General features: G+C 57.5%; 8 protein-coding genes. 6 read left to right on the top strand and 2 right to left on the bottom strand.

Annotation, left to right across the window (positions count from 1 at the left end; all coding sequences use genetic code 11):
- Positions 1-187: 187 nt before the first annotated feature.
- The 5 genes from ACSVDD_RS27800 to ACSVDD_RS27780 all read left to right on the top strand — a co-directional run bounded on the left by ACSVDD_RS27800 (position 188) and on the right by ACSVDD_RS27780 (position 8,122).
- Positions 188-1,087 (top strand): hypothetical protein, encoded by a 900-nt coding sequence (locus ACSVDD_RS27800; protein WP_448192677.1) that lies wholly within the window; start codon positions 188-190, stop codon positions 1,085-1,087.
- Positions 1,088-1,135: 48 nt separating this feature from the next.
- A complete protein-coding gene (locus ACSVDD_RS27795) occupies positions 1,136-1,807 on the top strand; it encodes a tetratricopeptide repeat protein (protein WP_448192676.1) in 672 nt (223 codons plus the stop codon).
- A gap of 36 nt (positions 1,808-1,843) precedes the next feature.
- Positions 1,844-3,775 (top strand): O-linked N-acetylglucosamine transferase family protein, encoded by a 1,932-nt coding sequence (locus ACSVDD_RS27790; RefSeq protein WP_448192675.1) that lies wholly within the window; start codon positions 1,844-1,846, stop codon positions 3,773-3,775.
- Between the two features lie 21 nt (positions 3,776-3,796).
- Positions 3,797-5,326 (top strand): FkbM family methyltransferase, encoded by a 1,530-nt coding sequence (locus ACSVDD_RS27785; protein WP_448192674.1) that lies wholly within the window; start codon positions 3,797-3,799, stop codon positions 5,324-5,326.
- A 168-nt stretch (positions 5,327-5,494) separates the two neighbouring features.
- A complete protein-coding gene (locus ACSVDD_RS27780; RefSeq protein ID WP_448192673.1) occupies positions 5,495-8,122 on the top strand; it encodes a twitch domain-containing radical SAM protein in 2,628 nt (875 codons plus the stop codon).
- Positions 8,123-8,362: 240 nt separating this feature from the next.
- On the opposite strand, the gene ACSVDD_RS27775 is transcribed toward ACSVDD_RS27780, so the two are convergent.
- Positions 8,363-9,511: a sulfotransferase domain-containing protein gene (locus ACSVDD_RS27775; protein ID WP_448192672.1), complete on the bottom strand. Its 1,149-nt coding sequence runs from the start codon at positions 9,509-9,511 to the stop codon at positions 8,363-8,365.
- Positions 9,512-9,690: 179 nt separating this feature from the next.
- Here ACSVDD_RS27775 and ACSVDD_RS27770 point away from each other — a divergent pair, with 179 nt between their 5' ends.
- Positions 9,691-10,512, top strand: coding sequence for a putative nucleotide-diphospho-sugar transferase (locus ACSVDD_RS27770; RefSeq protein WP_448192671.1), 822 nt, complete (start codon positions 9,691-9,693; stop codon positions 10,510-10,512).
- Positions 10,513-10,554: 42 nt separating this feature from the next.
- Here ACSVDD_RS27770 and ACSVDD_RS27765 read toward each other — a convergent pair whose 3' ends face one another.
- Entirely contained in the window at positions 10,555-11,784 is a 1,230-nt protein-coding gene (locus ACSVDD_RS27765) for a glycosyltransferase family 2 protein (RefSeq protein ID WP_448192670.1), read from the bottom strand.
- Positions 11,785-12,431: the final 647 nt, after the last annotated feature.

Here is a 12,431-nt window from a genome sequence, read left to right as displayed (position 1 = left end):
GCGGGCGCGGACACCCCCGCGGCGAGGTAAGGGGCCAGGATGGCCAAAAATCTACCTGAGTCCTTGCTGGCAAAATTTGGGTGGCGCGGGATCTGATAAGGATAGCGTCATGAATTCAGTCGTATCACCCATCATATCGCACGCCGTGTAAACTTTTGGCGGCGTTACTTTTGAGGAAGTGAGGAATATGACCATGAAATCGCCTGTGCCCATCATGACGTCCATTCCGCCGAATTTGAATAGACAGGATCCGCAAGGCCAACAGGTTGGGCGTATCCTTCAGAGTCATTGCATTGCCAATTGGAAGTCGATCGGATTCGACGTTTATTCCTTGAACAGCGCTGAAGAGATACGTGCTCTCGAAGATGCCTATCCGGATGTGACGTTCATTGAGGCGAAGCGCGACGGGCGCACCATTACGGGACGGCCGCTGGTCTATGTCGAGGATGTTCTTCATGCACTCCGGGGGGTTGGGCAGCCCGTTGGTGGTATCGTCAACTCGGACATCTTCTTCCGGGTAGGGCCTCAATTCATGGAGTATGTGCGTGACGAGGCGATCGGATCCTGCGTCTTCGGTCGTCGTGTCGAGGTGTCGCAAATTTCTCAGAAGACCGGTCTGCTTTATCCTATGGGCCTTGACTACTTCTTTTTTGACATGGATATTTCGCAGAATCTTCCTATGCAACGCTATATGTTGGGTGTCCCCTGGTGGGATTACATTCTGCCGCTTCTGCTGTTTTTTCGAGGCGCCAAGATGAAAAGGCTAGATTCCCACGTGGCGTACCATTACACGCACCCAGAAAACTGGGAAAAAAAGCAATTAAGAGACTTTTATTGCTTGACGAAGTCTGTTTTCCAAAAAGAAGCTGATGAATTTTTGAGAAGTAATTCGGGATTGTCGGGGGCGATTGGCCCTTTGTTGTGGCACATCCTCGGCCAGGACGAGTTTCGGTCCCGCTTTTATGGGGTCAATAACGGTAGCATTCAGCTGACAGAAGACCATATCGATGTGAATATCCATGCCTATGCATCTTACTGCATAGAATACTTAGATCATGTATCTACTAGCAAAAAATTCCCGGTCTGATTGTCTCGTGTTCTGTCGTAAAAGTTGCTAATCACAGGGGTGGTCGCCGTGACTCACAGATGTATTCCAGCCATTTTGGAAATTCTCTCGCCGAATGGAGTGGGGAATTTCCAGAGCGTTCTTGAAGGAGCTCCTGGGCAAGCGCTCGGAAATGCCGGTAGCGAAATTTTGATAGCCAATTATGATGATGAAAATATTTTCATCCAAGCGGTCCGTGCTCCCGGCGTGGCGGATGGAGAGATCGAAAAGGTTGTTCTTGTTCTCTTCTCGCTAGGCATTGAACCGCAGTCTGCTAATAGGGCGATTGGCCGCCTTGGAGTTTTGGCCTGGATCCGGCCGCAGAAGGTTCTGATCCCTCTGGCGCAAGGGTTTCTCAATCTGATTCATGGCCAGTATGCTGCGGCACGGCGCAATTTTGCCTGCGCCGTCGAGCTGGATACTAACAATGCACTGGCCTTGCTCGGCGCAGGGCTGACGGCGCGGTATCAAGGGCGCTTGATCGCTGCCGCCCAGTACCTCTTGCGGATCCTTAAGCTGCCTGCCGGCAAGGGGCTTGCGGACGTTCAAAAATATGCCGCTGGTGTGCTGAACGAAGTCCTTCATGGCTGCCCGGTCGATGAGGCGACGCCGTCTGTCTGTGTTGTGAGCGAGAGTAATGCGCTCGGCTCCCAGCAGGTTCCTTACCTGCCCGGCCCGCCGGTCGGCGTGGTTCCGTTCTAAATTGAATAGCATTCCATAGTTATTAGGCGGTGTGGTATGAGAGAGCTTAACGTCAATACACTTGTTGATGCCCAATCAGAACTGTCGCAATCGCTATCGAGACTGAATAGTTATCCAACTGACGATAACCGATACTTTGCGCGGCTTGCCCGATACAGCTTTTCCCGAGCCCTTGCGGCTATGGATGATGCAGATTTCATGAGGAGCTACGGCAGGTCCTTATTCCAGTCGGCTCGTCAAATCATGGCTGGCTGGACCAATCTGCTGATGACCTTGCCTCCTTTAGAAGAGGAAGAGCGGCTTATTCGCGATATTGCCAAGGAAACCGCCGTCGGGCCATCCTCCTCGTCGTTTTACAAGTACCTCACGATTGGCCATTTTTACCACTATCCTCATCAGATAAGCCATGCGCTTGCGGCGCTCGAAGGCCCTGTTGAGTTTATGAATGATGTGATATATTGTAGCTATCGTCGCATTCAAACCTTGATGGAGTTGGGTGAAAGTCAGGTTTGTCTAGAGTATCTTGAACAATTTCTCGAGTTCTTGCTTAAGGTAAGTAAATCTCCAGACCTGAAGATTTTGGCGGGACAAGTTATTCCTGAGGTTCTTACTAACTTTACGATTGGTATAGCCTACCCGATCGATAGCAATCTGAAACGCCTGCAGTTGCTGAAGGCGCAGCTCATCGAGTATATGCTAAATCAGCAGGGGTACGGCATAGACCATGAATTCCCTCCGGTCGATGGCAGCCGACCGCGCATCAAGGTTGGCTTCCTGTGGAACGATTGCGATGCGCGCACCGAAACCTTTGTGGGGCTTGCGCACCTGCGCGGTCTTGATCCGGCGCTTTTTGACGTCTACAGCTACGTCTTCCACGATCCTAACGCGAACATTGTGATGCCGGACCAGCAGCGTTCGCTGGCCAGCGCAATCCGCGTCAATTCCAAGGATTTGGTAGATCTATCGGCATTGAACTTGCGTGGAAAGGTCGCGGCAATTCGGGAGGGCAACCTGGACCTGCTGTTCGTCGTCAATAACTTCACCTGGGGCTACTCCGAGTTCGTAGGGCTTGCGGCGCACCGTTTGGCGCGGACCCAAATCGTCAATTATTGCGCGGTTACTACGACGGGATTCCGTCACGTGGACGTCTGGCTCTCGGGTGAGACGTCCGAGGAGGGGGCCGGCGCGCAGGAACACTATACCGAAGCCTTGGTCAAGATGCCGGGTTCGGTTCTGTGCTTCGACGGTATCGATTGGCCGGTATCGATTCCGCACGCTGTCAAGCGTTCCGACTTCGGTATTCCCGAGGGCGCGACGATGTTCGTCTCCGGGGCGAACTTCTACAAGCTGATGCCGGAAGTGACGGTCACCTGGGTGGAAATCCTGAAGCGGGTGCCGAACAGCTATCTCGTCTTGTACCCAATGAACCCGAACTGGGGTGCTTCTTATCCGCTGTCACTGCTGCGCCGTCGACTATACCGGGAGTTGATGGTGGCCGGGCTAGGGCCGGACCGGATCCGCATCGTTGGCCCCTGGCCGAGCCGGGCGGATATTTTCAACGTCCTGAGCCTGGCCGATGTATATCTAGACAGCTTCCCGCACGCAGGCGGCATTTCGACCTCGGATGCTCTGCTGGTGGCTCTGCCGACGGTGACATTGCGGGGCCGCTACCAGCGCAGCATCCAGGGTGCAAACGCGTTGGAGGCGTTGGGCCTGACGGATTTCGTAGCTACTTCGGTGGAGGATTACATCGCCAAAGCCGTTGCCTTTGCTAACGACGACACCCTACAGGCAAAAATCCGCCTCGCAATCCTGTCGCGGTTGCCGACGTCATCACTGCTCAATGTCGAGGCTTTCGGACTCAAGCTAAGCGACGCATTTGCTGACATCTACCGGGATTTCGTCATGAAGCCCGGCGGCTGTAGTGTCGCGAACGTCTCGGTCCGTATCGAACAACCTTGCGCCTGATTTTGAAGGGAAGTGCCAGCCATGCACCGTCTTACTCTTGAAGATTTCCTCGCCTACACGAAGAAGCTGGGCTTTTCCCCCAAAACCTGCATCGACGTCGGCGCCGCCAACGGCACAACGTGCATTTACCGAACATACTCAAAATCTCGACACATTCTGTTCGAAGCGCTGCAAGAGTTTGAGCCGGACTTGAGGCGCATTTGCTCCCAGTATGATGCCGAATTCGTGCTGGGCGCAGCCGGCGCAAAGCCCGGCTCGGTAACCTTCAACGTCCACAAGGACCTGTTTGGCTCATCTCTGCTCAGTGAGGAGGAAGGCAAGCAAGTCGATGGCGAGGCTCGCAAGGTTCCGATGTTCACTGTGGACGGTGTTTGCGAAAAACTGCAGACTGAAGGGCCGTACCTTTTGAAAATCGATGTCCAGGGCGCCGAGTTGGAGGTGATTCGTGGGGCAAAGCGCGTTTTGGAGCAGACTGAAGTCGTCATCCTCGAGACTTCTCTATTTAACTTCTTCAAGAATGGCCCGCTGCTGTCCGATGTCATCTCTGCGATGGACAAGCTAGGGCTCGTTCCTTACGACATTTTTGGTCAACTTTACCGCTTGGTCGATGGGGCGCTGGCCCAGGTGGATGTGGCCTTTGTCAAGCGGGATGGGATTTTCCGGACCACGCATGTTTATGCCACGCCCGAGCAGCGGCGCGCTCAAGACGCGGCGATGGCAGGCGCGTTCACACTGTCCACGGCTAGGGCTACCACGTCTCTGCCGATCCGGCCAGTGCTGTCCGCCATCGGCACGGCTTTGCTAGCGCGCGGAGTTGCTGTCGAGATCCCCAGCGAAGCTCTGGTCGATCTCTCCACTCCCTTCGTCGGGACCAACTGGTACTCGCCCGAGGACTACGATGGCCGCCGCTTTCGCTGGTCCGGTCCGGGAACGGCATCGACGATCGATCTGGTGGTCCGGCGCGATCAAGATCTGGCGATTCGCGTCGACGTCTTCACTGCCGCGTCGCCCGACCTGCTTCGTGACCTGAAAGTCGAGGTGGACGGGCAGTCGATTGCCCTAATCGTGCAAAAGGTTGCAACCAGTTACGTGCTGAAGGGCGTTGTTCCTGCCATTGCTGCTGGAGAGGTGCGGTCGACGCGCGTGACCTTCATCGTCCCGTATGTCGTGACGCCGACCACCGGGGACGTCCGCCAATTGGGGCTCGCGGTTGAGCGGATCAGCCTGTCTTGTGTCAAGGGAGGCAACGACGATGGGGGCTGCGCGACAGCAGAAAAGTTGACGAGGCTCACACTACCTGCTGACTTGAAGCGAGATGTTCGCGGGGCGCTCGACCTCTTCCTGCGGGAGATGGCGACCGATTACCAGCCGCTCACCCCCGAGCTGTTCGATGAAGCCTATTATCTGGCAGAGAACCCCGACGTGTGCGAGGCGATAAGAGAGGGTGGCTTCGGGAGTGGCTACGAACACTACGAGATGCACGGGCAGTATGAGGCTCGACCGTTTCGATTAAAGGAAGACACTCGGGAGCAGACTCTCATTACGAGTTGATAATAAGGCAGATCGCAGTTGAGTGTGGGCTGTCGGGCGTTGCTGCAGGCAGCCCCCAACCTTTCTTTGCTCAATAGTGATTCCATACGTAAAGAGTCGCCGCGTAATTGGCAGTTCTCCGGGATAAAGAATCTGCTGTTGAACTGATCGATGTTAAAGGACGTTCGAATGTCAGATACGTTTTGCGCTCTACCGTGGAAGCATCTTGTCATAAATCCGGAAGGAACTGTCAAGGTCTGCTGCCGCGCGTATGAATCGATCAGCCGCGACGGGGTGGCTATGTCGGTCTACCATCATACGTTCGAAGAAATCTGGAACTCCGAATACATGATGAGCCTACGTAAGGGCATGTTAAGCGACGAGAAGGTTTCTGCGTGTGCGAGTTGCTACCAGGAGGAGAGTTATGCTGGTTACAGCTACCGTACACAGTCGAATGCCAAATGGCTTGACGCGGCGCAGATTGATCGTAATGAGTTCCGGCGGCAGGCGTCGACCAGCAGCGGCGTGGCGGCGGTGCGCCCGACCTATGTGCAGTTCAATCTCGGAAATTTATGCAATTTGAAGTGCCGGATGTGCACGGCCAGCTACAGCTCGCAGATTGAGCGCGATCCGGTTCACTCCCGCTGGGCACCACTGTCTACCATCAACAATGTAGGCCACATCTATTGGAGCAAGGAAAGTTTCCAGCTTTGGGAGCGGCAGGATGTTGTTATAGCGCCAGCCCCGGTCCCAGGTGTCAGGCAGAACGGCTTCCTGTCGCTTGAGACGCATCAGGGGCGCCTGTGCGGCTGGAGCAGCTGCCGAGCGGTAATCAGCCTTCCCATTTATCCCGGCGTTGTTCTCGATCGGATAACGATAAGGCTCTGGCCCTATCGGCCGGAGGGACACAAGGCGGTGATCCGGGTTAACGGTACGGTGCTTTTCGAGGGCATCATCCCTCCAGAACCTTGGCAAGCCAGCTTCGACCTAGCGCCATTCCAGGTGAGCAAGGGGTTGGACATAGAACTTGTCTCCGATACGTTTAGCACCGAGGGTGATTCGCGACCGCTTGGTCTACCGATCGAGGAGGTCGTGATTCACCAGCGTCCGCAACGCCGCAAGCCGGTGTTCGACCCGTTGCCGATGACAAGTCGGTTTGCAGACGGGCGCGCATGGTACGAGCAAGACGGGCTGCTATTTGACGAAATTCTGGGCGATTACGAGGCGATTGAGGAGCTGTACTTTACAGGTGGTGAGCCGTTGTTGCATCCTAGGTTCTACGAAATTCTCGACCGCCTTGTTGAGATGGGGGTCGCGCATCGGATCACGCTTCAGCTCAACTCAAATTGTACCAAGGTCACTAACCGGTTTATGGAAATTGCCCGAAGGTTTAAGAGGGTCAATTTTGCCATGAGCGTTGATGCGTCCGGAGACGTCTACGAATACATGCGCTTTCCCGCGCGCTGGGCGACGGTGGCGCAGAATGTTAAGACCTTAACCACCCTGTCGAATGCCCATTTCTGCGCAGTACCGGTCGTTCAATCACTAAACATGCTACACGTTGTTGATCTGTTGCGTTTCATGGATCAGTTGGGCATCGCCTTTTCGCTCATTCCGCTCACCGGCCCGCCATGCCTATCGGTCAGTGTTATGCCGGCAAACGTCCGCGCAGAGGCCGTGCGGCGCTTGCGCGAGTATCTCGACACGGACTGCCGGCCCGAGCTGCGCGTCCCCGTCGAGGCTGGTATCGCGTTCATCGAGCAGGAGGCGGACCGTTGTACTCCAGAAACGCTTCGGGAGTTCATGGCGTTTACTAACGATCTCGATCGTAGTCGAGGGCAGAACTTCCGCGCGACCCTGCCGGAGGTCGTCCGCATGATGAAAGAGGCCGGGATCTCCTGGTCGGAAGAAGGGCGATTCTCTGTCCTCGATGCCACCGCGGACAATGCGAATGTGACGCCGCTCGATACGCCGGAGACCAAGAAGCTGACCGTCAGCCCTGCCTTGCCAAAGATCCATGATGAAGCCGGGGGGCAGGTTCTCTTTAACCTTCCAGAACCTGGGACGAGCAACGGTCCGAGCTCTTTGCTCTTTGCGATGCCGAAGGCTGGAAGCGTCATGATCAATGACGCTATGGCTCTGCTCTGCGAGCATGTGGGTGTTCGATACGTCAGCTATCCGAACGCGCTCGTTAATCTTGGTATTGCCGAAAAACTCATTCCACCGACAGCATCGCAGCTTTTTGTGCCTACCGGATATTGCTATGGGGGCTTCCGCCTTTTCCCCGCCAACTATTCTATCCCAATCATAGGAAATGCGAAACGGGTTCTACTCATCCGCGATCCCAGAGACATGCTGGTATCCTCGTATTATTCGATGGCATACAGCCACCCCCTACCGACTCGCGATCAGAAGCAGGACCTGACCAGAAATATGCAGGAGTATAGGAAACGTGCGCTGAGCGTGTCAGTCGATACTTACGCCCTGAAAAATGCCATTTATTACCGAGATATATTTTCATCATACGAGCCTATCCTGGATAAGCCCTTGACCATCCTTCTCCGGTACGAGGATGTGATCTACGACAAACCGGGTATGTTGAGGCGCGTCGCCGAATTCTTAGGCTGGGAGGTAAGCTGGGAAGTGATTGCCGAGGTGGCATCGCAGGTCGATATTTTGCCCGAAGTGGAAGACGTGAAGAAGCACATTCGCCAAGTCCATCCGGGCAATCACAAGGTTAAGCTGACTGGAGAGACGATCGAGCGATTGAACGAGGTGTTTGAGCCTTACCTAGAGAGGTTCGGCTATGATCTGTAATGGTCAGTTGCGAGGGCGCTGTAGTTGCAAGCTGGGAGCCATGGGCCCGATCGAGGTGCACGCCGTGAAGTCGGACTGCACGGCGTCCTTGGCCCTGTTTGCGTATGCCGCGGGCAGTCGATCGACGCCGCCGCGCCCGTTCGGACGATGACCTCGGATGAGCCCACTGGTTGAGCGAGCGCTTTTGGTGGTGCATCAGCCGTGCTTGGCCGGGGGGGGGCTCTGGCGAGCTCGAGCTCGTCATTCAGTTGCCGCAATGATGGCCATGTGGCGGACACAGACTCCCAGAGACCGAGGATCTGTGGGTGGCCTGAACGGCGCGGCGACGATCTCGACTTCTAGTCTGCCCTGGAGGCGCGGCACGCCCGCCAGAGACACTTTCTTTAGCGCCATCAGCTCGGAATGGCATCCGTCGAAAATAACAGTATTGTTCGCGCGAATCGTTATAGTTTGGTCCGGTGGCCCGAACGCCCACAGTTCGAATTCGAGGATGGACGGCAACCGGTCCGGTGGAACCGGCGCTGCTAGAAAAAGCCGCGCGCCGGCCCAACGACACGGCTGGCCGCGGTACAGCTCAAAGGAGAAGAAGCCGTCCGTGACGATTCCGGGCAGCGACTCGGGACCGAGTTTGAGGGTGTTTCCTTGCCACTGATCAACGAACACGATTTGGGAGCGGGGCCGCCAGAGAGGCCGCCTTTCCTCGGCGGAGGTGAAGCGAGTCCCATACCCGAGCGTGCGCATCCAGCGTTCGTGCCGGCTCCAGACGTAGTGCAGATCCTGGGGTTTCCATTCTGCAAGGTTGGCGGCATCCGAGGCGCCACGGAAGAAACTCGGTAGGAGTGCCCGCTGGCTTTCGAAAGGATTTCGCCAGGGGGTGCGTGGTGGCTTTCCTAGAAACGCTGCTAACAGGGCTGTGATGCGGCCCGGTTGTTCCACGATCTCTTCATAACGAAGGAAGAGGGTCCGAGGGCGATGGAGCGGGCGCCAGGCGTCCAGATGACGGCTCCAGTCTCCACCGAACGATGCCCCTTCGCTCAGTTGGCGCAGGCTGTATCTGGCAGGGTTTAGATGCCGACGCTCAAAATAGTGGAATTGCGACACGATAGCGGAGCGTGCGTCCCGAACGACGTAAATGGCTGGGTGTGTATCCCTGGGCGGCCCATGGGTCTTGACCACGTGCATAGTCTCATCCGCCGCTATGCGCTGGTAGAAGTCATCCCATGATCCGGCAAAGCTCTTGTGCCCGACGCTGGCGCTCACGTCATTCCGAGAGCCCAGATCGTAGCGGTCATTGTACTCGGAATAGGTTTCCATCCCGAACGTACGGTTTAGCATGGTGCGTGTCAGGGTGTTGCCCGACCGAGGATAGGAGGCCAGCCAGACTATCATCGACTGTATCCTGCAAAACATTGACTTTCCTCTATCAATGCCGGGGTGTCATCTGAATGTCCAGACTGGCGCAAGGATCGCGCCCACGCCCAAGGGGAACCCCAGGCGTCCTCGGTCGTGTGCCTCCTTGTTGACACTGAGTTGACGGTTGGATAACCTTTAAAAAAAGACAAGGTTCAATGCTGACCAGCACACTTCGTTATGAAATCATGCTCGGTGCTGCCGCTGAACGAAGACCGAGGCGGCCGCTCATCATCGTCTTTGCCAACTATTCCTACCGCGATGTGCTGAGGAATTGGATCTATCACGCCAGAGCCGTGGGGGTGGCAAATTTCCTGATAGTGGCGATGGACGAAGCCCTGATGCACGACCTGCGTGGCGCGGGCGTCCAAGTGGCCCATTGCTCCTATGACGGCACATACGGCAGCCTGATCGTCCAGCGCGTGCGCGTCCTACAGTTCCTCGCGGAAAGTGGCATCGATTTCATCCACTCCGATGTGGATGCGGTCTGGCTGGAATACGGGATCGACGAGTATTTCACCTTCGACGATTTTGACTTAGTGTTCTCCCAGGGCACTATCTGGCCACCGGACGTGCAGGCGGATTGGGGCTTTGTCCTGTGCTGCGGGCTGTTTGGAGCGCGGGCGGGGGTGGCGACGGCCGACTTCTTCGCCCGAGTCGGCGTCGGCGCGGCGCGGGAGAACAGCGACCAAGCGGTCGTCAACCGCATACTCCGGGAAGCCGGCGTGCGGTGGGACAAGGACTATGCATCCAGCTACACACTGAACTATGGCGGCCGGGAGTTCACCGGTTACCGCAACACCATTCAGGGGCACTGCGCCGGGTTGAATCTGCGCCTTGCGCTCCTGCCGCATCACGCATTCCAACGCCTGCCCATGGCCGGGGAAAAGGCCCTGGTCTCGCACCCCCTCTCCCCCAAGGACGCGGAGGGAAAGAGGACGACCATGCGTCAGCATGGGATGTGGGCGCTGGACCCGTGAGAAGGGCGAAGGGTTCCTCCGTGCACCGTGGAACCGCCGACCCTATTCGAGACGCGCCGTGTCGATGAGCACGGACAACTCCCGGCAATCCGACGACCCCGCCTCGATCGCGGCTGGAACGAACGTGTTCTGCGCCACCAGATCGAAGCATTCCAGGGTTCCGCCCGCCACGCCGGAAGGCAACGGAATGCGCCAGGCGAACGGCCCGTTACCGGTCAGATCGAGGTGGTCGAGCACCTGCATGCCGCTGCGCAGCGTTAGCGTCTCAGGGGCCGCGCGCGGATGTGCGTGCTGGCCGTGCAGGATGAGAGAGTGATGCCCGTTCCGGCGGACCCGGATGGCTGTCCCGCGTCCGGCCCAACCGTCGGGACCGATCTCGACGGCTACACCCGGTCCGGACGCCCGGAGGCGCCGGTCGTGGCGGAGGTGGCGCATCGCCACAGCGGCCTCTTCCCGGTCGAGCAGGGGCAACGCCCGACGAAGAAAGCTGAGGGCATGGGGGCGGCTTTCGCCATCGGCGCCTCCGGGATGCCGGTTGAAGCACTCCGTCGCCGCACTGAGGAGCCAATGGGCGGGTGCGCCGCCGAAATGCCGGTGCACTACGGCCATGGACTCGATTGCCGCCCTGTCCCACCCAGACAGCGTTTTGGTGGCCGCGTGCAGGCGGGATTGCGCCTGCTCTGCATTGATGAAACCGATACGGGTCCGCGCCGCCTTAAACAGCCGGATCCAAAACTCGAAGTCGTGCGATGCGAACAGCGACGCGTCGAGCAGGCCAACCTCCGCAAAGGCCTCGCGGCGCAGGAACACCGTGGGCTGACAGATGAAGCAACCGTCGCGGAAATGCTCCGCCGGTCCCGGAGGCAGGGTGGGGTACCAGTCGATGGGGGCGCCTGTCTCGTCAATCCAGCGGGCGCGCCCGTACACCATCAGGTGATTGGGGTGGGCCTTGAAATGTGCCACCGCGCGTTCGACGGCCCCTGGTGTCAGCAGGTCGTCGGAGTTCACCCAGGCGATGACCTGTCCGGCCGATTCCTGAATGGCCTGATTGATTGCCGCGGCTTGCCCCCCATCCCTTTCGGAGCGCCAGTCGAACCGGCGGGGCGGCGGCGGCACCATTGCCGCTAGGATCGCCTGGCTGCCGTCCGTCGAGCCGCCGTCGCGGACGAGATGTTCGATGAAAGGATAGGACTGCGCGGAAACAGAGGCCAACGTCGCCGGCAGAAAGGCCGCCTGGTTGTACGACGGGGTGATGATCGTAACGGTCGGCATAGAGATCATGAAAATCGGCCTGTTCTAGCCATCGGTGTCCGGTGTTCCCAAATTCCAGGTGGGTGCACGTGTGCGAAGCAAAGGTCGGACATTATCCCAACTCGCCACGTAGCCTGAGTTCCTCGAAGTCGCTGTTACCAGGGCCATCTCTGGATTGCGCCATTGCCAACCTGATTGATGTTGCTCCGAATAGCCATGCAGAATTTTCTCCAGGATGGCGGCTCGGATCAGTGAGGTGTTGCGGCTCTCCAGCGCGACCGCCCGACTGCGCGCCTTTGCGAAGCCACATACCACGGCACCTGGGCTGCACCCAGCAGATCCCGCTTGAGTTCTGCGGCTGTGGTCCTGACAAATAGTGAGCGGAATGTGCTTGGCAGCTAAGGCTGCTGGGCGCTCATGGCTCCCCATCCGGCACATCCGTTTCACGACGATCGCTGTCTTGCCGCCTTGGCTATGAACCTATGGCGCGACAATCAGGATGGAGAGCGCGACAATCAGGGGTTCTTCCGCACTTCTGGTGCAAACGGGGGTGCCGGCGCGTAGCGGCATCCACACATAGAAGGAAGTCGCACTCTCCAGCCGCCATGTAGCCATTGCCCTTCGATCTTCACGCCGTTGTTCCGGCGGGTCTTTCCATCATTCAGTTC

This window comes from Azospirillum terrae (assembly GCF_053470425.1).
Note: the sequence above shows the minus strand (reverse complement) of the source record. Positions and strands in the feature narration are given on the sequence as shown.

What these genes read in the sequence shown, in the direction of transcription:
- ACSVDD_RS27780 (WP_448192673.1), top strand. Translation starts at nt 5,495, where the DNA reads ATGTCAGATACGTTTTGCGCTCTACCGTGGAAGCATCTTGTCATAAAT.
- ACSVDD_RS27770 (WP_448192671.1), top strand. Translation starts at nt 9,691, where the DNA reads ATGCTGACCAGCACACTTCGTTATGAAATCATGCTCGGTGCTGCCGCT.
- ACSVDD_RS27800 (WP_448192677.1), top strand. Translation starts at nt 188, where the DNA reads ATGACCATGAAATCGCCTGTGCCCATCATGACGTCCATTCCGCCGAAT.
- ACSVDD_RS27765 (WP_448192670.1), bottom strand. Translation starts at nt 11,784, where the DNA reads ATGCCGACCGTTACGATCATCACCCCGTCGTACAACCAGGCGGCCTTT.
- ACSVDD_RS27775 (WP_448192672.1), bottom strand. Translation starts at nt 9,511, where the DNA reads ATGATAGTCTGGCTGGCCTCCTATCCTCGGTCGGGCAACACCCTGACA.
- ACSVDD_RS27790 (WP_448192675.1), top strand. Translation starts at nt 1,844, where the DNA reads ATGAGAGAGCTTAACGTCAATACACTTGTTGATGCCCAATCAGAACTG.
- ACSVDD_RS27785 (WP_448192674.1), top strand. Translation starts at nt 3,797, where the DNA reads ATGCACCGTCTTACTCTTGAAGATTTCCTCGCCTACACGAAGAAGCTG.